Source organism: Nonomuraea sp. NPDC026600 (assembly GCF_040638335.1).
Lineage (GTDB): Bacteria > Actinomycetota > Actinomycetes > Streptosporangiales > Streptosporangiaceae > Nonomuraea.
In genome coordinates, this window is sequence record NZ_JBEZYD010000002.1 from 267,980 (window position 1) to 288,216 (window position 20,237).

Consider the following 20,237-nt stretch of genomic DNA (forward strand, 5'->3'; position numbering starts at 1 on the left):
TTTCCCTTCTGTCAAGCGCCCTTAGGAAGAGCCCCGCCGCAGGAACGTCCAGGGGCGGACGATCTCGCGGGCGGGCAGGGGCTCCTCGGCCTGGAGGCGGTCGAAGAGCAGCCGCACGACGTCGGTGTAGTCGTGTCTGAGCGGGCCGACGGTGCTGAGCTGCGGGTTGCTGATGAGGCCCTCGTCGATGTTGCCGACGCCGATCACCGCGACGTCGCCGGGCACGCTCAGACCGGCGTCTCTGGCGGCATTGATCACACTGATCGCCGCCCGGTCGGAAGCCGCGAAGATGGCGTCCGGCCGGTCGGGAGAACGCAGGAGCTCGGTGGCGGACTGGTAGGCCGCCACGCGGTCGTCCGCGCCGGAGACGATGATCCGCCGGTCCACGCCGTGCCGGTCGAGGGCCGTCGTGTAGCCCAGCAGCCTGCCGGTGGGGTGGTCTCGGTAGAGCTCGTCGCGGTGGGCCATGAAGGCGATGCGAGTTCGGCCCTCGGTCAGCAGGTGCTCGACCGCTTCGGCGCTGACCTGCGTCTCCGGTGTCCGTACGACGTCGCAGCCGTCCGGCACGCTCTCGTTGCGGACCACCACCATCGGCAGTCCGGTGCCGACGATCTCGGCCAGGAGGTCGTGAGTGAGGTGGTCACCGGTCTGATTGACCAGCGCGCCATCGGCGATCCCGCTCCGCAGCACGTCGGCCGCCGCTCGCGCGCGGCCCTCGGAGTAGACGGCGAGCGTGATCACGGAGTAGCCGTGTACGTCGGCCATCTCGTGCAGGTCCCTGGCCAGCCGCTCGTCGCTGGGGTTTCCGCCGAGCGAGCCCTGAACCAGGCAGACCCGCTGGGTCCGGCGCTTGCGCAGGCTCCTGGCCGCCTGGTTGGGCGTGTAGCCGAGCTGCCTGGCCGCGTCGAGCACTCGCTGCCTCGTCTCGGCGGCGACGGGACGGTCCCGGCCGCTGAGCACATAGGACACGGTCGCCACCGACACCTGCGCCAGCTCGGCCACCTGTCGCGCTGTGGGTCTCATGTTAGTCGAATAACATAGTATTTCCTACAGGGAGAAGAGGTTTTTCGTGGTTCATGAAGTGGCATGACGATCGATGTGTGGATGATCATGCCAGTTTTCCTCTCGTTGATGTTAAACGATTAACACGATCGTATCCTACTCTCACCCTCCCGGTCGGATCAAGGCTGGTGCTGGGCGCCGCTAACATGGGCCCCAGGCGTCGAGTGTTCCTCCGATGTATCGGGGGACGTCAGCCACAATCCTGAGAGCGGGACGCAATATGAGTAGTCCTCGCAAAACCGAAGACCCGGCCACCGAGGTCGACGAGCACGCGGCCAATGCGCAGTGGCTCAAGGACAACCCGGCTTCGATGCCGCAGGTGGCCGCGGGCCGCTGGGCCGTGTACAACCGCGCCGGCCACCTCTGCGGCCACCTCGTCGGCGACGGCCCGACCCGCGACACCCGCTTCAAAGCGATCAACGCCGACAACGCGGACAACGACCGGATGCCCGCCGGTGGCGCGCACTTCGGCATCACCTTGCACGACGCCGGGGCACACCTTCTCGACGGGGGCACGCACGGCGGCCTCGCCGAGGCAACGGACAACTGAGCGCCGCTCAGACACCGGTGCACCCTGCGAGGCCGTTCGGCTACGCGTTGAGGCAGCGTTCGGCTAGGCGTTGGGGCAGTAGGCCGGGGCCGTGCCGTACGCGTACTGGAGGAAGTCCACCAGGGTGGCGGGCCAGGAGTTCCAGTCGTGGCCGCCGGTGCCGTAGCAGTACCGGTGGTCGACCCCCAGGCTGGTCAGCGTGGCGTCGAAGACGCTCGCGTACGCGCCGAGCATGGCCTCGCCGGCCATCGGGGCTCCGGCGTCGGCGCTGGTGTCATAGGCACACTCGGCCGGCGCCGGCTGGTGGCCGTTGGCGTATTCGGGCTGGTTGGGAGGGCCCGGCAGGTCCGCGCAGCCGCCCGCGTACAGGCCGAACTTCCCGCTGTACGGCGCGTACTTGCCCTGCGTCGCCAGCTCGGCCGGGTTGGCGGCCGGCCAGTCGTCTACCGTCGTGCCGTCCACGACGGTGGTGGTGTGCGGCCCGAACAGGGTCTCCAGCCGGTAGCGCCGCTGCTGGTCCTGGTCGAGCACCAGGATGCCGTTCTCGTACTTGTTGACGCGATATACCCCCCAATCGAACAGGGTGATCGCCGCGCCGGACAGCCACATGGAGTTGGAGATCGTCCGCTGGGCGCCCAGGGCCCGCAGGTCGGTGCCCGGGGAGATGGCGCCGATCACCGAGAACACGTCGGGGTGCGCGGCGGCGTACTTGAGCGTGCCGAAGCCGCCCATCGAGATCCCGGCCAGCCCGCGCCCGGATCGGTCGGCGATGGTGTTGAAGTTGGCGTCGATCCACGGGATGAGCTGCGAGATGTGATACGTCTCCCACTTGGGCGAGAAATTTCCGTCCGTACGCCCGGCCCAGTCGCTGTACCAGCCGGTCATCCCGCCGGTCGGCATCACCACGATGCCGTCATAGGCGGGCACGGAGGCCAGCAGAGACACCAGATCGGCCTTCGTCGTCCACTCGTCGTAGCCGTCCCCGCCGCCGTTGATCAGGTAGAGCGAGCGGTAGCGGGCGCTCCTGTCCGGGTCGTAGCCGTTGGGCAGGTAGATCCGTACGGTGATCGGCTGGGCCAGCGGGCTGATCGCCGGGGTGCCGCCGGATGCCTGGAAGATCGCCGTGGAGGTCATCGTGACGTCCCGCAGCTCGGATCCATTGGCCTGCGGGTGCCGGTCCACGCGTACGCAGGTGATGCCGTAAGCGTCCGGCTGGGGCAGGGTCGTCGTCGAACACACCTCGGCCTGCGCCGCGGCCGCCGGGACCACGACCACTCCGGCGATCAGCAGTAGTCCGGCCAGCGCACGCGCCAGCCAGCGTGGGGAACGTCGCATCACTTCTCCTCCAAAGCGGGCCCGCATGGGAGGCCGCGCCTCAAGCTACGAAGCGACGTCGTTTTGCGCGTCAACCGCCGGTTTGAGATGAAGGTCAACCTTTGTCCGTCAGGCCGCTCCGGGGTACAACTCCCGCGGTAGGTCGCCCGTTACACCTCTTTTGCGTGGGTCTTGCCTGTTTCGTCAAGTCGGCCTTCACTGATCTCCATACCGGTGATCCAGGAGGAGCCGATGCGTGGCTTACGGGCGTCCGCAGTCGTTGTGACGATCGTTCTTCTTACGGCGTTCCTGACCTCGGGGACGTCCGTCCCGGCGGTCGCCGGGCCGTCCGACCCGGAGCCGGCCTCTCTGGTCACGCTCTCCGTGCCGGACCAGGCCACGATGGAGCGGCTGATGGCCTCGGGAGCCGACCTCACCGAGCGGATACGGCCGCAGGCGGACGGCAGCATCCAGGTCGACGCCGTCGTCACGCCCAGCCAGCTCACGGAGCTCGGTTCGCTCGGCGCCACTTTGGCGTCCGGCACCCCGGCCCCATCCGCAAGGGCACCGAAGAGCGCCGCCGCGCAGGATCAACTGGTCATCGAGCGGGCGGTCTGGTTCAAGAGCCGCGACGGGTACTTCCTGTCGGTCGAGGCGTCCAGCGACGCCGGGGCGGCGGCCGTTCTCAGCGCGAGCTGGACGGGCAGGCGCGGTTCCAGCGGGCAGGCGGCGCTGGTGCCGTACGTCGATGCGGGCGCGTACCTGGGTCACCAGCTCAGCACTCCGGTGCCGGCGGAGAACCAGCCGCAGTGGGTCACCATCACCTCGGCGGCCGGTGGCAAGGCGGAGGCGCGGGTCAAAGAGTGGCCCGACGGCGAGCGGCCCGATCGCACGGGCCCCGGCTACCAGAAGGACTTCGTCAGCCAGTACCTGCCGCCGGCGCAGCTCAACGAGCGGGTCAAGGCGTTGCACCAGCGCTTCCCCAAGCTCACCGACATCATCACGCTGCCGAACCCGACCAACGGCTACCGGCGGCACGCCCAAGCCCTGATCGGTACCGTGCCCGGCGCCGCCGTCGTGGTCACCTCGAACGCCTACGGCTCCGAGGGCGGCAATGACCTGGCCATCGAGCTCGTCACCCCCGGCGCGGCCGACCGGCCGTTACAGGTGACGGTGAACGGCAAGCAGATCACGCTCAGCCTGGCGACCGACGGCTCCGGCACGCCCTCCAGCACCGCGGCCCAGGTGGTGGCGGCGATCAACGCGACGCCGGGCATCGCCGTCAAGGCCACGACCTACCGCACGGACGCGGGGCTGGGCGTCATGGCGCCCGTGCCGCTCACCCAGCTGAGCGACTTCCTCAAGGCGCCGGCCGACGTGTCCCGCGCGCCGTGGCGGGTGCTGGCCCTGCGCGTCGGCGTACATCGTGACGGCTCGCGTACCGGGGTGCTCGCCTACGCCCAGGAACACGCCAGGGAATGGGTGGCGCCGCTGGTCACCATCGAGGCGGCGGAGCGGCTGCTGCGCAACTACCCGCGCGACGCGGCGACGCGCGAGCTGCTGAACCGCACCGACATCTTCATCGTCCCCACGGTCAACCCCGACGGCGCCAACTACAGCTTCTACGACTTCAACTCCCAGCGTAAGAACATGACCAACCACTGCCCCGCGCAGCAGTCCGACCCGGCACAGCGCAATACCTGGGGCGTGGACGTCAACCGCAACTACGCCGTGGGATCGCTGTCCGACGGGTATTTCGGCGCCTCGGCCAACTGCCAGAGCGGTACGTTCGCCGGGCCCGCCGAGCATTCCGAGCCCGAGAGCCGCAACGTCGTCTGGCTGGCGCAGACGTACCGCAACATCAAGTTCGCGATGAACGTCCACAGCTACGGCGGGTACTTCATGTGGCCGCCGGGCGCCTACAAGCTCGACGGCCGGGTCACCCTGCCCCGGCCCACGGCCCGGCAGGAGGCGTACTTCCTGCGCTCGGCCCGCACCATCGAGCAGGCCATCGCCGCCGAACGGGGCACGGTCACCTGGCCCCAGCAGACCGGGCCGGTGACCGACGTGCTGTATTCGGCGGCGGGCAACTCCGCGGACGAGCTCTGGTATGACCGCGGCATCTTCGGGTGGGACTTCGAGGTCGGCAGCGACCTGTGGAACCCCACCACCCGGACGTGGGAGGGAGTGGGCTTCCAGCCGCCGTTCAGCGAGGGGCACGCGGAGGCGATGGAGTTCGCCTCCGGCCTCATTTCGCTGATCGGGGTCGCCGCCGACTATCGGGAACCCTGACCGCTGTCAGCCGATCACCCGCGCGACCGCCGGGATCCGCCGCAGCACCAGCCAGTCGAGCAGCAGCACGACCGCCATGGTGATACCCGCGAGCGGGAACAGCAGGCCGAGCGCCGCCATGATGGCGATCACTCCGTACGTGGTCCGCCTGTTGGTGGCGCGGGCCGGCGCCCCGGCGCGCCCACGCGGGCGGCGCTTCCACCACATCCACGCGCCGGTGACCACGAGCGTGATCAGAGCCAGGCAGGCGGCGAGCATGACGAGCAGGTTGGCGGTGCCGTAGCGGCGGCCCTCGTGCAGGGCGATGCCCTGTTCGACGGCTTTGGCCATGATGCCGTACTCGGCCCAGCCGTAGGAGACCAGCACCCGGCCGCTGTACTGGTCGACGTGCAGCGTCTGGGCGGCGGCCGGGTCGCGGCGGTTGTCGGTGACGATGGTGTAGACGCCCTTCGCGTCGGCGGGGAGGAGGATCTTGATGTCGCATTCGGCGGGCCGGCAGTCGCGCAGGACCGGGCGGGCGGCGGCCAGGGCCCGCTCGATGGGCAGGGCACCCGGTTGCAGCACGCCGCCGGCGCTCTCGTGCGCGGCGTGGCCGTCGGACTGCGGCACGGGGAGCCGTTCGGCCGACCAGGGCACCTTGGCGTCGGGGTTGGTGGACAGGTCGCCGGAGAGCGTCGAGGTGTGGGGGAAGGCGTCCGCGCTGGGGTAGGTCGAACCGGTGCTGTCCTGGATACGCTGCAGGCCGTCACCCCACACGCCCGACCAGGGCAGGCCGGAGATGACGAGGAAGACGACCACCGTCCCGGCGCCGACTCCGGTGAGGGTGTGCAGGCGACGCAGCCGGCCGCGGCCCGACCGCTTGGCCCGCTTGTGGGCACGGCGGCCACTCCACCACAGGTACGTGCCGGTGGCGATGAGGATCAGCGCCCAGCACGCGGCGATCTCCACGACCCGGTCGCCTATGGTGCCCGACATCAGTTCACCGTGGATGGTACGTACGACACGCATGAAGGTGGTGGCGTCGTCGATCTGCCCGACCACACGGGACGTGGACGGGTCGACGTACACCGAGACGCCCTGGGCCCACGGCCCGGTGTCGGCGCCCTGAAGGATCACCCGGGTGGTCCGGTCCGGGGCGGTGGGCGGAATGACCGACATGACGGCCGCGCCGGGCCGGGCCTGCCGGGCGGCCGCGACCTGCTCCGACAGGGGCCGGGCCGTGGTCACGGGTGCGGCGAGCGTACGGACGTCGGCGTAGTGCCACGCCTCGAACGGCTCCTTGAACAGGTAGATCGATCCGGTCACGGCGAGGACGAGCAGGACGGGGGCGACGAACAGCCCGGCGTAGAAGTGCCAGCGCCAGACGACGCGATAGCGCTGGGACGAGAGGGCCGGGGTGGGCTGGATGGTTTCCGGCCGTACCTCTACAGAGGTCATGAACTTCTCCGTTTCGGAGACGCGCACGCCGAAGGCGCGCGAACAGCGGGGGCGGTCATGACCGGACGCACGCTCACGCGGCGAAGGCGATCGTCGTACGGTGACGATCACGGCGAATACCGCGGTCGTCGTGCGGTGACGATCACGGCGATTCCTGCGGTCGTCGTACGGTGACGAGCGTGAGGGCCGCGATCGTTGTACGGTCGCGTTCGCGGTAAGGCCGCGATCTTTGTACGGTCATGACGGACCGGACGTGCGGTTCTCGGGGTACGACGGCGATCCACGCGGTCATACCCGGCGACACGCGGTGCCGGTAATGGTCAGCAGGGCAGTGCGACAGCGTCGCCTACCTACTGAGGCGGCCCCCGGCGGCACAGCGCCCAGGCCAGCACCTGGGACGCGCGCATGGCGGGCGCGACCGCCACGACCGGAGCCACGCGGCGCGTCGTCGCGGGCGGTGCGAGCACGTGGGTGAGCGGTCGCCACAGGTCGCGGAGCGAGCAGGCCAGCAGGAAGAGGAGGGTGGCCAGCGCCGTCTCACCGCGCTCCAGCCACCAGGCGGACAGCGTCGCGACCAGCACGTGCGCCATCAGCATCCCGAGCCCCGCGGACAGCCCGCCTTCGTGGTGCCCCGTCAACGGGACGCCCGAACCGAAGAGATGGTGCATGCCGTACTGCGCGGCGAAGGAGGCGGCCAGCAGCGTCCCCAGGCTCCGCCGCCGGCGCGCGAGAACGTACGCCCCCGCGCCGGTCATGGCGGTGGCGGCGGCGACGATCCCCAGCCCGGCGCGCGGGCCACCGGCCAGCACGTGCATGCCGAGCGCGGCGTACACGCAGACGACCGCGAACACCGCGGCGCGCACGACACGGCCGGCGGATCCGTTCTGATCGGCGCTCACGCGCGATCACCGCTCACATGGTCAGATACGGCCCGGCCGGGGTTCTGGTTCGATCCCCGCTCCGCGAACAGCGCGCCGGGACGTGAGCGGGCGTCTGGATCAGAGGTTGTAGATGCGGCGGCCGGTGACCTGCTGCGGGCTGATGCGGATGTACAGGTGGCGTGCGCCGCCCGCCCAGGGGATGACGGTGACCTCTGGTATCTCGTCGGGGGGGAGGTGGTGGGCGGGGCCCTGGACGAGCACGCTCCAGCCCTCGCTCTGGGCCTCGTCGATCCGGTCGACCTCGAAGCCGATCTTGATCTCCACGCCTTCCAGGCCGGTACGCAGGTCCTGGTCCATGGGGCCGCCCGAGGCGGTGCGGAAGACGATGGAGCCTTCGCGGAGCTGGTAGTTGACGGGCAGCACGGTCGGGCCGTGGGAGCCGTTGAAGGCCACCCGGCCGATGCCGCCGGGTTCGATCAGCTTGAGGCATTCCTCGCGGTCCAGGCTCTCCATCGTCGGTGCCAGCCTGGCCCGGCCACGGCCCGGTGGCCGGTCGACGCCGCCGCCGAGGAGGTCTTCGACGGTGGTCTCCAAAGCTCCGGCCAGCCGGTACATGGCTTCGGCGGTGGGCGTGCCGGGATGCTGTTCCAGGTACTGGAGGTAGCCGGGTGACATGTCCGCGCGGTCGGCGACCTGTTCGAGGGTCAGACCGAGCCGTTCGCGGTGATGGGCGATGCGACGCCCGAGGTCGCCGGTGGCTGCCATGATCGGTTCTCCTAGTCTGGTGGTGTCTTTCTCCCTGCCCAGATCGCGCCTTTTTAGCAGGTCAAAGGCGGTATAGGGTCTCTTGGCCGTCGAATTCGGGACTTTTGGCGCTGCTCAGACTGATCGCTGCGGAGGAACGTAGGGAGGAAAGCGAGGTGGGAACAATGACAATGCAGGTCAAGGACGTCATGGGCCGCGTGGCCATCGCCGTACTCGAAGACTCGTCGTTCCTCGACATCGTCGCGGCCATGGAGCGTTACGCGGTCGGGGCGGTCACCGTGATCGACGCCGAGAGGCGGCCCGTGGGCGTGGTCTCCCAGGACGACCTGCTGCTCAAGGAGACGGACACGGTACGGCACAGTGTCTCGATGTTCGAGTCTCGCACGCGGCGGCAGGAGCATCAGAAGGCGGCCGGCGTGAAGGCGGCCGAGCTGATGACCACGCCGGCGATCACCGTCACCCCCGACACGTCCGTCCGTGAAGCGGCGCGGTTGATGCATGACAAGCACGTCAAGCAGCTGCCTGTGGTCGACCCGGCCACCGGGCACATCTGCGGCACCCTGCACCAGAGGGACGCGCTGCGGGTCTTCGTCCGCCCGGCCGCGGACGTGCTCGCCGACATCGCCGCGCTGCTGCCGGACCGCGAGGCGTTCTCGGTCGAGGTCGACCGGGCCGTCGTGACGATCGGCGGGAAGGTGCGGCGCAAGTCGCAGACCGTGGCCCTGGTGGAGAGGATCCGCGAGGTCGAGGGGGTGGTGGACGTCGTCTCCGAGCTGACCTACGACACCGAGGACCTCATCGTCACCCCGCCGCTGCTGTGAGAGCCCTCGGCCATCCGGACGGCCGCCGTAATAGCACTCCTTCTTGGCCGGCAGGTCCTTGTCGTCGAGGACAGGCACGCCGCTGACGGCTTCTCTGATGAGCAGCTCGGCGACGGTCATGGCCATGGCGATCACCTCGGGTGCCTGAGTGGTTCCGGTGCCCTCATCACAGCTCCGCGGCCGGGCGCCCGGTAGGGCCGTAAGTCCCGGCGGCGGGTGGTCGTTGGTCGGACGTACTGGATGGTCTTCGATTCAGGGCCGAAGGTCCCGGTACGGCGGGTCTGGCTGAGATCGGTGTTCATGGCGGGGTTGGCGGCGCTGGTCATGACGGTCCCCTTTCTCTCTCTGGCTGGCTTGAGCGGCCGAGTTGCCCCTGGCCAACAACCCCTTCATGGACGAGCACATCATCTACTCCATCGTGCTGATCGGCCTGGCGCTCGCGAACGCCGGAGCCACCCTCGGCCTCGGCCGGTCGCCGATCATCCAGCGCAACCCGTACCTGCGGTAGCTCACGGCCGCGCCACGCCCACCCTCGCCCGCAGGGTGGGCGTCGTGCTTGCTCCGCGCAAGGGACCAAGGTCCTGACCTGGGAGGACCTTTGGCGCTGGGCCGTCTCACCGGAGGGCGATGTCATGGGAAGGGGGCGCTGAAGGGGGCGAAGCGTGATCATCGTCGGGGTGGACGGCTCGCGAGCGGGGCTTGAGGCCGCCAGTTGGGCTGCCATGGAGGCCGCGCTGCGAGAGGTGCCACTGACCGTGGCGCACGCCATGCCGGGATGGGTCTGCGAGGCCGAGCCGGGCCGCTACGCGTCGGTGGCCAAGTGGATGCGCGACGGTGGCGCGATGGTGCTGGCCGCGGCCGAGGACCGGGCCCGCCGCGAACAGTCGAAGATCAACATAAGGACGGCGCTCCTGCCCGGTGATCCCCGAGCCGCCCTGATCAAGGCCGCGCAGGAGGCCGAACTGCTGGTCATCGGCAGCCACGGGCTCGGGGGGGTGCGCGGGCTGCTGGTGGGGTCCGTGGCGTACGGGGTGGCCGGGCATGCCCCGTGCGACGTGGTCGTCGTGCGGCAACTGCCGTCCCCGCCCCGTGGCGAGCTGGTGGCGGCGGTGGACGGCTTGACGGAGTCCCGCCGCCGGGTGCTGGACTTCGCCTTCGCCGAGGCGGAGCTGCGTGGCGCGAGCCTGCGGGTCGTACATGCCTGGCGTGGGTTCGAGGCCGCGGAACCCGCGGAACTCTCGGAACAGGCTGAGCGGGGCGGGCGGCTCGTGCTGCGCGAGGTGCTGGCGGGATATCGCGAAGAGCATCCCGATGTCGAGGTGATCGAGGAGGTCGTGCGCGGCCATCCCGTCGAGGTGCTGCGTCAGGCCGCCGAGGGTGCCGACCTGCTCGTGGTCGGGTCGCATGGGTACGGCGCCTTCGCCGGGCTGGTCATGGGCTCGGTCAGCCAGGCCATGCTGCACCAATCCCCATGCCCGCTCGCCGTGGTCAGGAATACATGAATGGGGATCGTCGCGGTGGCGCCTGACCTGACGCCGGGATCCTCCCGGGGCTTTTCATCGTTTGATGAGGACTGAACTGCCCAACGGGATACGGGACAGGATGCGTAGGGCAGGGGCTGGGACGCGAACGCAACCATGACTGATCTCTCGGCCGAACACGGATCTGTCCGGCCAGCCGTGCACGGCGATCGTGCCGGGTCCGCCGCTGAAGGTGCGGAGAACTGTCGAGTGCGTGCCCAGTGGCAGCATGCGTGGGCTGTAAGTCGCATGCTTGGGAACCAGAGAGGCGAGCAAGAACGTCCGTCCCAATGGCGTGGGCGTCGACGGGGCGCCTACGGCGACCTTCCACCTTCCCAACTCGCGAGCGGATTGGAACACCGTGAGCCGGTGAGCGGACAAGTCGATGCGCACGTCGTAGGCGCTGTAGGCATTCCGCAATCCGCCGCCTGCTTCATAGATCCAGCCTGTCGACCGGTTCGGCCGGCTCGGCAGCAGAACTCGTACCCACCCGATTCGCTTTTCCACTACGGGCACCCACATCGGGCCGCCCAGCGCTCTGGCCGGCAATATCGCCACCGGCGGTCCGCCGGGGTGGGCATAGACCACCTGTGGCTGTTCGGGGTGCGTCACGCGCCCATTTCCCGGCGCGAAGGGCGTGGAATCTTTCGGTGCCCCGCGCAGTTTCGCGAAGGTCGTGGCATGCGGCAATTGCGCCAGTTGCTCGGCTGACACCGGTGCCGGGAGGATCTGTTGGGGAGGCGCGGCGGCTTGTGGTGCTTGCTGTGGGGGCGGCGTGGTTGTTCCGCAGGCCGTGGCCAAAGTCATCGTGGCGGCCAGGGCCGTGCTCCAGGCGATCGGCTTGTTGACGCTGAATCGAGCAGGCAAGGAAACCTCCAATAGGAGACCAATGTTTTCCGTTGACATTTCCTGCGGTTGAGACGTGAACCTCGGCTCGCACGAGCAGTCTACGTAGGGCACTGGCGACCTTAATTCATGCGGTCATCGCGCTCCCGGGAGCAGCTATCCGCAAGACCAGGACAAGTCTGTTTATTTGGCGACCTGAGGCTTAGCTAATAGGGGAGAGAGGCTATATTTTCCTTTTCCTGGCCGACTGTGGTGATGTGCGGGCGCTCGGCTCCATAGTCACACCGGAAGCGACGATCTCCGGCTTGACGGCCGGGCGCCGTGAGGGATCAGTCCCGATCGGCGCGTTGGAGGGAGGAGAGCCGTATGTTCATCGATCTCACTGGGAAGATCGCGCTGGTCACGGGATCCACGCAGGGCATCGGGGCGGCCATCGCGGCTGGTCTGGCGCGAGCGGGTGCTCGTGTCGCGGTCAACGGTCGTACGTCCGCCACTGTCGAGGAGGCCGCCGGGGTGGCGCGATCCTTCCTTAGCGTGGGCCGTCGTTCGCGGATCAGTAATTGCCAGGGTTTCGCTGCTCCTCGGTGAGCAGGGGCAGGCTGCGCACGGCCGGCGACCTTAATGCGCGAGGCCATTGCGCTTTCGGAGCTTTTGTGAAAAGTCTGTTTATTGGGCGGCTTGTTCCTTGGCTGAAAACTGATGGAGGCTTTGCTTTTCTTTTGCCGGTCGGCAGTCTGCGATCGTTGATCTCTACGGATAGCATGCCGAATTGCGGGACAGGGATCTTCGGCTGGTTGAGGTTCCCATGGATCGAACGGTTTGGCCACTGCACTTGTGGCAGTCGGCTGTATCCGGCGTGCTCTCCTATAGGAAAGATTCGCTAAATGGAAGTAGTCTGTGGTCGTTCGCGGTGGGTTTCTCTGCTCGCGGCGACTTTCGTACTCATCCTTGCCGGGGCTTTGCTAGCCGCATTGCAGTCCAGTGCGAATGCCGCTGAATCGCAGGTGGGTCTCGGAACCGCCGGGAAATTCGCGGTCCTGGCCGGGACCACGGTCACGAACACCGGTTCAAGCATCGTCGCCGGTGATCTGGGCGTGCGTCCGGGCAGCGCGGTGACCGGACTCGCGCCGGGCCGGCTGATCGGGGCGCGGCGCGCAGCCGACGCCGCGGCACTTCAAGCACAGGCCGACTTGGCCGCCGCCTACAAGAACGCCCGTCGAACCCCTACCAAGCGCGTCTCAGGTGACCTCGAAGACAGGACGCTCGTCCCGGGCATTTACCAGTCCACGTCCTCGCTCGAACTGGACGGCACGGTCACCCTCGACGGCCAGGGCGATCCCGACGCCGTCTTCATCTTCCAGATCGCCTCCACGTTCGTGACCAGCTCAGCCAGCGAGGTCGTCCTTATCGGCGGTGCTCAGGCATGTAACGTGTTCTGGCAGGTGGGCAGCTCGGTGACGCTGGGCGCGAACTCCACCTTCATGGGCACCGTCCTTGCTCTGGCATCGATCTCGGTGACAAGTGGTACGACGGTCGACGGCCGAGTGTTGGCTTGTAATGAGCAGGTGAGCCCGACCGCAATCACCAAGCACGATTGCGCTCCCGCGCCCACGGTGACACCGGTGGCGCCGTCGGCGGTATGTCCGATGGCGGTTTCGTCGAAGTGTTCGGTGGCGACGTCTGCGGCATGTCCCATGGCGGTTCCGGCGGGGTGTCCGGTGCCGTCGTCTGGGGCGTGTCCGATGGTGGCTTCGTCGGGGTGTCCGGTGGCGTCGTCTGCGGCATGTCCCATGGCGGTTCCGGCGGGGTGCCCGACGATGACGCCGACTGGGAGTTCGACGGCGGTGATGGCTGGCACGCCGACAGTGATGCCGATAGTCACTCCGACTGCTTCCACGACTGTGGCCTCGAAGGCGTGTCCGTTGGTGGCCCCGCCGGCATGTCCCGATGGGGGGCTGGCGGTCGCACCGACTCTCACGCCTACGGTGATCCGCACGTTGACACCCAAGATGACCCCGAAGGCGGCCCCGATGGCGACGCCCATGGTGGTTCCGAAGCCGACGCCGATGGCGACGTCCGTGGTGGTTCCGAAGGCGACGCCGAAGGTGACGTCCGTGGTGGTTCCGAAGGTGACACCGGTGGTCACGCCATCGGTGACCCCGAAGGCGATCCGCACGGCGCCGCCAGCGGTGGGTCTGGGGTTGGCGCCGACTGCCAGGCCAACGGCGACGCGCACGCCGACGCCGACGGTGACCCGCACGTCGACGCCTACGCCAACGGTGACGCACACGCCGACGGTGACCCGCACGCCTACGCCGACGGTGACGCGCACGCCGACGCCGACTGTGACGCAGACCCTGACACCCGCATCGTCGGCGACCAGGATCGAGGTGGATCCCGGTCATCGCCACCGGCGCCATCACCACTGCGGCCACCATCACCACTGCAGGCTTGAACCGGCGCCCGTTCCGGTCCCGGTCGACACGGATCTGCCTGTGGCCGGCTGACGATTCCGATTCAGCGCGATGCGCGGGATGACCAGACCTGCTGAGGTCAGCCCGCTGAACGGCGCGGCGCGGCGGCTGGTCGCCTCCGCGAGTGTCGAGATCGGCGCCGGTGTGCCTGAGCACACCGGCGCCGATCTGTTGTTACGCCGGGCTCGCCGCTATGCCCGTACCGATAGCGACGACCTCCGGCATGCATGCGCTGCCGTCGCGGACACGCACTGCCGCCACAGACGTGCACCGCCGCCACCGGGCATGCGCTGTCGCCGCCAGACGTGCACCGCCGTCAGTGTGTGTCGCCACCAGACATGCACTGCCGTCGGCATGTGCCGCCGCCACCGGACACGCAGCGTCGGCCAGAGGCTCGCGGTCAGGGAATGGGGGTGAGGGGTGGCTTGTCGTTCAGGACGGCGATGATGTTGTCCACGGCGAGGTCGATCATGCGGGCTCGGGTGGCCTCTGTGGCCGAGCCAATGTGCGGGAGCGCCACCACTCGTTCGTGTTCCAGCAGGGGGTCGCCGACGCCGTTGCGTGGTTCGCGGTCGAACACGTCCAGGCCCACCGAATGGAGGCGGTCGGCCCGCAGGGCGGTGAGGAGGGCGGATTCGTCGAGGACGCCGCCGCGGGCGGTGTTGACGAGGGTCGCGGTGGGTTTCATCGAGGCGAGTTCGGCCGCGCCGATGAGGTGGCGGGTCTGCTCGGTGAGAGGTATGTGCAGGGAGATGACATCGCTGGTGCTCAGGAGCTTGTCCAGGGACACCGCCCGGGAGAGCGCGTCGTCGGGTTTGCGGGACAAGGTGTGCTGGACGGTCATGCCGAACCCGATCGCCCGGCGGGCCACGGCCTGCCCGATCTCGCCGTAGCCGATGAGGCCCAGGCTCGCCCCTGTCACGTCGAGACCGAGGTAGGCGTCCAACCGGCTTTTGGTCCACCCGCCGGTTCTGAGGCTGTCCGCCGCGGTGAGCAGGCGCCGCCGCGCCATCAGGATGAGGGCGAAGGCGAGGTCGGCGGTGGTCTCGTGCAGGACGCCCGGGGTGTTCGTGACGATGATGCCGCGGGACTGCGCGGTGGCGACGTCGGTGCCGTCGTAGCCGGCGCTCGGCAGGGCCAGTACGCGCAGCCGCTCGCCTGCTTCGAGCACCGCCGCGTCGACATGGTCGGAGTTCTGGCACAGCAGCGCGTCCGCGCCGGTGAGGAGGTCGCGTAGTTGGTCAGGTGTCGGGGTCTCGTCCCGGGGCCATCGGCGTACCTCGGCGAACTGGCCGAGCCGTTCGAGGCCGGTGCCCGGCAGAGTCGGTCGGGTGACCGCCACGATCGGCGCCATCAGTGAACCTCCAAGTTGCGCGGCACCTTCGGTGCCACCGGCGAATCCTTCTGGTCAAGTAGTATCTTGCGGGCCCCCGCCAGCCGCAGCGGGGCCTGCATATCGTTCCTTATCCTCCCAATTAGCCCACGCGAGAAAACGCTAGCCGCGGTCCCCGGCGCCGGAGAAGGGCAGGTGCTCGCCTTCGACGTACGTCGGGAACGGCTGGTAGACGTTCGCGCCGGGTCGGCCGCGGAGCAGCAGCGCGGAGACGAACGGCTGCTCGTCGCCGGTTATCCGGGTCGAGGTCGGGATGTAGCGGATGGTCAGTCCGCAGCGGCGCTTGGGGGAGGTGTTGGCGTTGGAGGCGTGCAGGATGTTCGGGTGGTGCACTTCCACGTCGCCGGGCGACAGCACCAGGTCCACGGCCTTGGACTCGTCCACGGTCACCGCGCTCTCCGAGCCGAGCACGTTCTCGATGTCGTCGCGCTGCCGCAGCTCGTGCAGGGCTTCCCGGTGTGAGCCGGGGATGACCCGCATGCAGCCGTTCTCCGGGGTGGACTCGTCGACGGCCAGCCAGAGTGTGATGACCCGCATCGGCTCCAGCGGCCAGTAGGCGCCGTCCTGGTGCCACAGGACCGCCTTGCCGGAAAAGGGCGGCTTGCTGATGTAGTGCGAGGCGAACAGCGCGAGGTCGGGGCCGAGAAAGAGCTCGGCGATGTCCAGCAGCCGATCGTCGCCGACCAGCCGCACCCAGAACGGGTCGCCGGCGACCAGTTCGGTGCCCAGGTCCTCGCCGTGGAGGTCGGGGTGCTTGGCCTGGAGCCAGGCGACGTGGTCGCTCGCCTCGGCGATCAGTCCGGGGTCGAGGACGTTCCGGAAGATCGTGTAGCCGTCGCGGTCGTAGTCCTGAAGGGTCTGGCCGACTTCCTTGATCACGATGTGCTCCTGTCACAACAAAATGGACATCGATCCGGATTCTTCGGCCTCCTTGCCACGACTTACTAGCACTCGCCGCTCCATAACTATTAATTTCCTGACATGCCGACTGTGCTGCGCTGGGTGGATTTCGCGTACGGACTGCCCTACCACGCGGCGCTGGTGCCGGTGAGCGGCAGTCGTCGCGACCGGCCCGAGCCGCACAGTCACGCTGATTTCCACGAGTTCGTCTTCGTGACCGCGGGGGCGGGCGTGCAGCGCGTCGGCCAGACGGAGCAGCCGCTGCGGGCGGGGGATGTGGCGCTGGTCCGGCCGCATGACCGTCACGAGTTCGCGGGTACGGCGGCCGACGGGATGCGGTTCATCAACATCGCCTTCCCCAGTGAGCGCTGGCGCGCCTTCGCCGATCTCGCCGGGCTGGCGGGCCCGGCGGACTGGGATCGGCGCGGCCTGCCGCTGGTGGCGGGCACCGATCCGGAGGGGCCGGTCGCGGCGGAGTTCGTCCGCGTGCTGGCCGCCTATTCCGGTGTGCCGCGCGTGCTCGACCTGGTCGGGCTGTGGACGGCGGTCGTCCCGCTCCTGGAACGGGCCGAGGGCACGGCCGTGGACCGGCGGCCGGGCTGGCTGGTGGCGGCCTGCGTCGCGATGAGCCGCGAGGAGAACCTGCGCGAGGGGCTGCCCCGGCTGCTGGCGATGGCCGCGGTCAGTCCGGGGCATCTGGCCCGTTCCATGCGTACGCACTACGGCCGCACCCCGATCGCGTTCGTCGCCCGGCGCAGGCTGGAGCACGCCGCCCTGCTGCTGACCACGACGACGGAGGGCATCGGCCGGATCGCCCAGCGCTGCGGCTTCTCCGGCCAGTCGTACTTCGGCCGGCTCTTCCACGACAAGTACGGCATGGCGCCCCGCGACTATCGGGAGGCCACCCGGCGTGCGGTGGTTCCCGCGGCCCTGGACACCCCAGATATCAAGTGATTAGATGACTTCACTTGAGCGAAGGACGCAAAGTGCGGCGGCCCGCTCCACCTCAGCGGACGCGATCATGCGCTCCCCCCAGACGTTCAGGTAAGTCACCCCCCAAGATCGAACAGGAGGCCGGGCATGATCCGGTCGCGTCTACTGCGTATGGCCGCCATCTGCGCCACCGTCACCCCTCTCGCCCTCACGGGATGCTCCTCCGGCGACACGCCGAAGGGCGCCGCCAAGACCGAGCTGAAGCTGTACAACGACAAAGGCGCCTGGAGCAAGTACTTCAACGAGATGGGCGCCCTGTCCAAGCAGCAGATCGGCCTGTCGATGAAGCCGGTCGGCTATACCGACGAGCCGACGTACCAGGCGTTCATCAAGGCGTCCTTCCGCACCGACGTGAAGCCCGACCTGTTCACCTGGACGACGGGCGGCAGCCTGGCCGAGGTCGTCGCCCAGAAGCAGCTCGCGGAGACGACCCCGCTCTGGCAGGAGGCCATCAAGAACGGCGACCTCTCGGCGGACCTGGCGAAGTACTACACGGTGGGCGGGAAGCAGTACTGCGTGCCGCTGAACGCGGCCTATTGGGGGATGTTCTACAACAAGAAGGTCTTCGACACATACGGCCTGCAGCCCCCCACCACGTGGGACGAGCTGATCAAGATCGCCGACACGCTGAAGAAGAACGGCGTGCCCGCGTTCTACCACACCTCGGTGCTGTTCTCCTTCGTCTGGTTCGAGCAGCTCCTCGCCGGTACCGACCCCGACCTGTACGACCGCCTCTCCACCGGTCAGGCGAAGTACACCGATCCGGGCGTGGTCGAGGTGATGAAGCGGTGGAAGTCGATGATCGACGCCGGCTACTTCAACAACCCCGGCGACAAGACCGACCCGGGCGACGTCCTCAAGACCGGCAAGACCGCGATGGTGTCGTTCGGCACGTGGTTCAACACGAGCATGACGCAGCGTGAGATGAAGGCCGGCACCGACTACGGCTTCTTCACGATCCCGAACGTCACCGCCACGCTGCCCAAGACCTCGATGATCTTCGAGAGCGGCCCGCTGTGCTCGCTGGCCAAGGCGCCCGACCCCGCGGCCAGTACGAAGTACCTCAAATGGTGGGTGACCCCGGCCGCGCAGGAGAAGTGGGCCACCGCCAGGGGAGACGTCTCGGCCAACCCCAAGGTCACCATCACCGACGCGGCGATCGCGGAGGTCAGCAAGGCAGCGGGCAGCGGACAGTACCGCCTGGTCAACCGCTACTTCGAGGCCACGCCGCCGCCCGTGCTCACCGCCGCGCTGGACGGTTTCGGCGCCTTCGTCGTCAAGCCGGACAGCTACCAGAAGGTCCTTGAGGACATCCAGCGCGCCGCCGACGAGTACTGGAGCACCCACCAGCCGGGCAGCTGAGATCCGGGCCGGCCGGTCCTTGTACGAATTCTGTACGCCGAAGTCGCAGGCTTGATCAACAGCGGATGCCGCACGCGGCCTCCACTCCTTTCGCTGCCCCCCGAGGAGATTCCGTTGGTCCGACTCCGCCGTTCAGCCGCGCTGCTCGTCGGCGCGCTCATCCCCCTCTCGATGCTCACCGGGCAACCGGCCGGAGCCGTGTCCGCCGATCCCATGACCGACGCGTTCGCCCGCGCGGCCACCACGTACGACGTGCCTCGCGACCTGCTGGTGTCGCTCGCCTACTCCGAAACCCACCTGGACGGGCACCGCGGCGAACCCAGCGCGAGCGGCGGCTACGGGGTGATGCACCTGGTCAGCAACCCCGTCACGCACACGCTCGAGCGGGCGGCCACGCTGACCAAGCAGCCCGTCTCGGCCCTGAAGGCGGACGACGCGGCCAACATCACGGGCGGCGCCGCCGTGCTGCGCGCCTACGCCGACGAGCTCGGGCTGGACGCCGCGGCCCGCAAGGACGCCGGCAAGTGGTACCAGGCGGTGGCCAAGTACGGCCACGCCTCCTCGGCGGACGTCGCCCGGTTGTACGCCGACACCGTCTACGACCTGCTGTCCCAAGGGGTTCGCGCGACCACGCCGGCCGGCGAGACCCTCACGGCGGCGCCGCGGACCGTCCAGCCCGACCGTGGCGCCTACGCCAAGGCACAGGAGCTGGGCAAGACCAGTACGCTCGCGGCGGCGGTGGACTACCCGGGGGCGGCGTGGGCGCCGGCGCACAGCACCAACTTCGCCGTCTCCAACCGTCCGACCAGCGACGCGATCGACCGCATCGTCATCCACGTGGCCCAGGGCACGTACGCGGGGACGATCGACTGGTTCCAGACCGGGCCCAGGGAGAAGCCCACGTCGGCGCACTATGTGGTCCGTTCGTCGGACGGCGCCATCACTCAGATGGTCAGGGAGAAGGACCGGGCCTTCCACGCGGGCGACTACAACAGGCGCTCGGTCGGCATCGAGCATGAGGGATGGATCGACCAGGCCTCCTGGTTCACCGACACGATGTACCGCTCCTCGGCCGCGCTGACCCGCAACATCGCCGGCCGGTACGGCATCCCCCTGGACCGTACCCACATCCTCGGCCACAGCGAGGTGCCCGGCGCCGACCACACCGACCCCGGTCCGAACTGGAACTGGACCAAGTACATGCAGTACGTCACCCAGGGCGGCGGTGGGGGCAACCCGCACACCCCCGAGTCGGTGTGCGGCGCCGGCTTCACGGTGATCGACTCGGCGGCTCTGGGGACGGCGGGCACGGTCTACCTGACCTACAACTCGGCCACCGGCGTCAACTGCGTGGCCACGATCAAGCTGACCAACCTCGGCACGGCCACGGCCACCAGCGCCTACCTGGAGGTGGAGGACCAGACGCGCATCACCGACAGCGGTAACTTCAGTTACTACGCGGGCCCGGTGCGGGCCAGCGCCGCCGACAAGTGCGTCTATTGGGGCGGTAAGGCCGGTACGTCCACCTACGACAGCCCACTCGAACACTGCGGATAGCCGCGACCAGCAGCGATGACGATGGCCCCGACGTGCGATGCGCGTCGGGGCCATCGCGCTGTTCGCACTG

Annotated in this window: 16 protein-coding genes and 1 pseudogene; 9 read left to right on the plus strand and 8 right to left on the minus strand. The window is 68.7% G+C overall.

Going from position 1 to position 20,237, the window contains the following annotated elements:
• Positions 1-21 precede the first annotated feature (21 nt).
• Entirely contained in the window at positions 22-1,023 is a 1,002-nt protein-coding gene (locus AB0F17_RS04915) for a LacI family DNA-binding transcriptional regulator (protein ID WP_358016349.1), read from the minus strand.
• 259 nt (positions 1,024-1,282) lie between these two features.
• Here AB0F17_RS04915 and AB0F17_RS04920 point away from each other — a divergent pair, with 259 nt between their 5' ends.
• The gene (locus AB0F17_RS04920) at positions 1,283-1,612 is read left to right on the plus strand and encodes a hypothetical protein (protein ID WP_358016352.1); all 330 of its coding nucleotides are present in this window, start codon (positions 1,283-1,285) and stop codon (positions 1,610-1,612) included.
• A gap of 63 nt (positions 1,613-1,675) precedes the next feature.
• Here the strand turns inward: AB0F17_RS04920 and AB0F17_RS04925 are convergent, their stop codons facing one another.
• A complete protein-coding gene (locus AB0F17_RS04925; RefSeq protein WP_358016355.1) occupies positions 1,676-2,947 on the minus strand; it encodes an alpha/beta hydrolase-fold protein in 1,272 nt (423 codons plus the stop codon).
• Between the two features lie 231 nt (positions 2,948-3,178).
• On the opposite strand from AB0F17_RS04925, the gene AB0F17_RS04930 reads away from it, so the two are divergent.
• Positions 3,179-5,218: a M14 family zinc carboxypeptidase gene (locus tag AB0F17_RS04930; protein WP_358016358.1), complete on the plus strand. Its 2,040-nt coding sequence runs from the start codon at positions 3,179-3,181 to the stop codon at positions 5,216-5,218.
• A 6-nt stretch (positions 5,219-5,224) separates the two neighbouring features.
• On the opposite strand, the gene AB0F17_RS04935 is transcribed toward AB0F17_RS04930, so the two are convergent.
• The 3 genes from AB0F17_RS04935 to AB0F17_RS04945 all read right to left on the minus strand — a co-directional run bounded on the left by AB0F17_RS04935 (position 5,225) and on the right by AB0F17_RS04945 (position 8,301).
• The gene (locus tag AB0F17_RS04935; RefSeq protein ID WP_358016361.1) at positions 5,225-6,655 is read right to left on the minus strand and encodes a PepSY domain-containing protein; all 1,431 of its coding nucleotides are present in this window, start codon (positions 6,653-6,655) and stop codon (positions 5,225-5,227) included.
• 350 nt (positions 6,656-7,005) lie between these two features.
• Positions 7,006-7,554: an MFS transporter gene (locus AB0F17_RS04940; RefSeq protein ID WP_358016364.1), complete on the minus strand. Its 549-nt coding sequence runs from the start codon at positions 7,552-7,554 to the stop codon at positions 7,006-7,008.
• Positions 7,555-7,653: 99 nt separating this feature from the next.
• Positions 7,654-8,301: a pyridoxamine 5'-phosphate oxidase family protein gene (locus AB0F17_RS04945; RefSeq protein WP_358016367.1), complete on the minus strand. Its 648-nt coding sequence runs from the start codon at positions 8,299-8,301 to the stop codon at positions 7,654-7,656.
• Between the two features lie 164 nt (positions 8,302-8,465).
• Between AB0F17_RS04945 and AB0F17_RS04950 the strand changes: the two genes are divergently transcribed.
• Together AB0F17_RS04950 and AB0F17_RS04955 are read left to right on the plus strand one after the other, a co-directional pair.
• Positions 8,466-9,122, plus strand: a complete 657-nt coding sequence (locus tag AB0F17_RS04950) for a CBS domain-containing protein (RefSeq protein WP_358016370.1) — start codon at positions 8,466-8,468, stop codon at positions 9,120-9,122.
• Between the two features lie 662 nt (positions 9,123-9,784).
• Complete coding sequence (locus AB0F17_RS04955) at positions 9,785-10,624, plus strand: universal stress protein (RefSeq protein ID WP_358016373.1); 840 nt, start codon at positions 9,785-9,787, stop codon at positions 10,622-10,624.
• 54 nt (positions 10,625-10,678) lie between these two features.
• On the opposite strand, the gene AB0F17_RS04960 is transcribed toward AB0F17_RS04955, so the two are convergent.
• Positions 10,679-11,548, minus strand: coding sequence for a L,D-transpeptidase (locus AB0F17_RS04960; RefSeq protein ID WP_358016376.1), 870 nt, complete (start codon positions 11,546-11,548; stop codon positions 10,679-10,681).
• A 306-nt stretch (positions 11,549-11,854) separates the two neighbouring features.
• Here AB0F17_RS04960 and AB0F17_RS04965 point away from each other — a divergent pair.
• Together AB0F17_RS04965 and AB0F17_RS04970 are read left to right on the plus strand one after the other, a co-directional pair.
• A pseudogene (locus AB0F17_RS04965) lies at positions 11,855-11,986 on the plus strand (SDR family NAD(P)-dependent oxidoreductase); the annotation flags it as partial.
• 386 nt (positions 11,987-12,372) lie between these two features.
• A complete protein-coding gene (locus AB0F17_RS04970; RefSeq protein WP_358016379.1) occupies positions 12,373-13,995 on the plus strand; it encodes an ice-binding family protein in 1,623 nt (540 codons plus the stop codon).
• Between the two features lie 367 nt (positions 13,996-14,362).
• Here the strand turns inward: AB0F17_RS04970 and AB0F17_RS04975 are convergent, their stop codons facing one another.
• On the minus strand, positions 14,363-15,316 hold the full coding sequence (locus tag AB0F17_RS04975) for a D-glycerate dehydrogenase (RefSeq protein ID WP_358016382.1): 954 nt from the start codon (positions 15,314-15,316) through the stop codon (positions 14,363-14,365).
• 141 nt (positions 15,317-15,457) lie between these two features.
• Entirely contained in the window at positions 15,458-16,234 is a 777-nt protein-coding gene (locus AB0F17_RS04980) for a phytanoyl-CoA dioxygenase family protein (protein ID WP_358016386.1), read from the minus strand.
• Positions 16,235-16,336: 102 nt separating this feature from the next.
• On the opposite strand from AB0F17_RS04980, the gene AB0F17_RS04985 reads away from it, so the two are divergent.
• From AB0F17_RS04985 to AB0F17_RS04995, 3 genes are all read left to right on the plus strand, one after another.
• Positions 16,337-17,209: an AraC family transcriptional regulator gene (locus tag AB0F17_RS04985; RefSeq protein ID WP_358016393.1), complete on the plus strand. Its 873-nt coding sequence runs from the start codon at positions 16,337-16,339 to the stop codon at positions 17,207-17,209.
• Between the two features lie 126 nt (positions 17,210-17,335).
• Positions 17,336-18,610, plus strand: a complete 1,275-nt coding sequence (locus AB0F17_RS04990) for an ABC transporter substrate-binding protein (RefSeq protein WP_358016396.1) — start codon at positions 17,336-17,338, stop codon at positions 18,608-18,610.
• A gap of 114 nt (positions 18,611-18,724) precedes the next feature.
• Positions 18,725-20,167 carry an N-acetylmuramoyl-L-alanine amidase gene (locus tag AB0F17_RS04995; RefSeq protein WP_358016399.1) on the plus strand — a complete coding sequence of 481 codons (1,443 nt, stop codon included), beginning with the start codon at positions 18,725-18,727 and terminating at the stop codon, positions 20,165-20,167.
• Positions 20,168-20,237 lie beyond the last annotated feature (70 nt).

Coding starts and splice junctions, on each gene's coding strand:
- AB0F17_RS04915 (WP_358016349.1), bottom strand. CDS start 1,023: ATGAGACCCACAGCGCGACAGGTGGCCGAGCTGGCGCAGGTGTCGGTG.
- AB0F17_RS04920 (WP_358016352.1), top strand. CDS start 1,283: ATGAGTAGTCCTCGCAAAACCGAAGACCCGGCCACCGAGGTCGACGAG.
- AB0F17_RS04925 (WP_358016355.1), bottom strand. CDS start 2,947: ATGCGACGTTCCCCACGCTGGCTGGCGCGTGCGCTGGCCGGACTACTG.
- AB0F17_RS04930 (WP_358016358.1), top strand. CDS start 3,179: ATGCGTGGCTTACGGGCGTCCGCAGTCGTTGTGACGATCGTTCTTCTT.
- AB0F17_RS04935 (WP_358016361.1), bottom strand. CDS start 6,655: ATGACCTCTGTAGAGGTACGGCCGGAAACCATCCAGCCCACCCCGGCC.
- AB0F17_RS04945 (WP_358016367.1), bottom strand. CDS start 8,301: ATGGCAGCCACCGGCGACCTCGGGCGTCGCATCGCCCATCACCGCGAA.
- AB0F17_RS04950 (WP_358016370.1), top strand. CDS start 8,466: ATGACAATGCAGGTCAAGGACGTCATGGGCCGCGTGGCCATCGCCGTA.
- AB0F17_RS04960 (WP_358016376.1), bottom strand. CDS start 11,548: ATGTCAACGGAAAACATTGGTCTCCTATTGGAGGTTTCCTTGCCTGCT.
- AB0F17_RS04970 (WP_358016379.1), top strand. CDS start 12,373: ATGGAAGTAGTCTGTGGTCGTTCGCGGTGGGTTTCTCTGCTCGCGGCG.
- AB0F17_RS04975 (WP_358016382.1), bottom strand. CDS start 15,316: ATGGCGCCGATCGTGGCGGTCACCCGACCGACTCTGCCGGGCACCGGC.
- AB0F17_RS04985 (WP_358016393.1), top strand. CDS start 16,337: ATGCCGACTGTGCTGCGCTGGGTGGATTTCGCGTACGGACTGCCCTAC.
- AB0F17_RS04990 (WP_358016396.1), top strand. CDS start 17,336: ATGATCCGGTCGCGTCTACTGCGTATGGCCGCCATCTGCGCCACCGTC.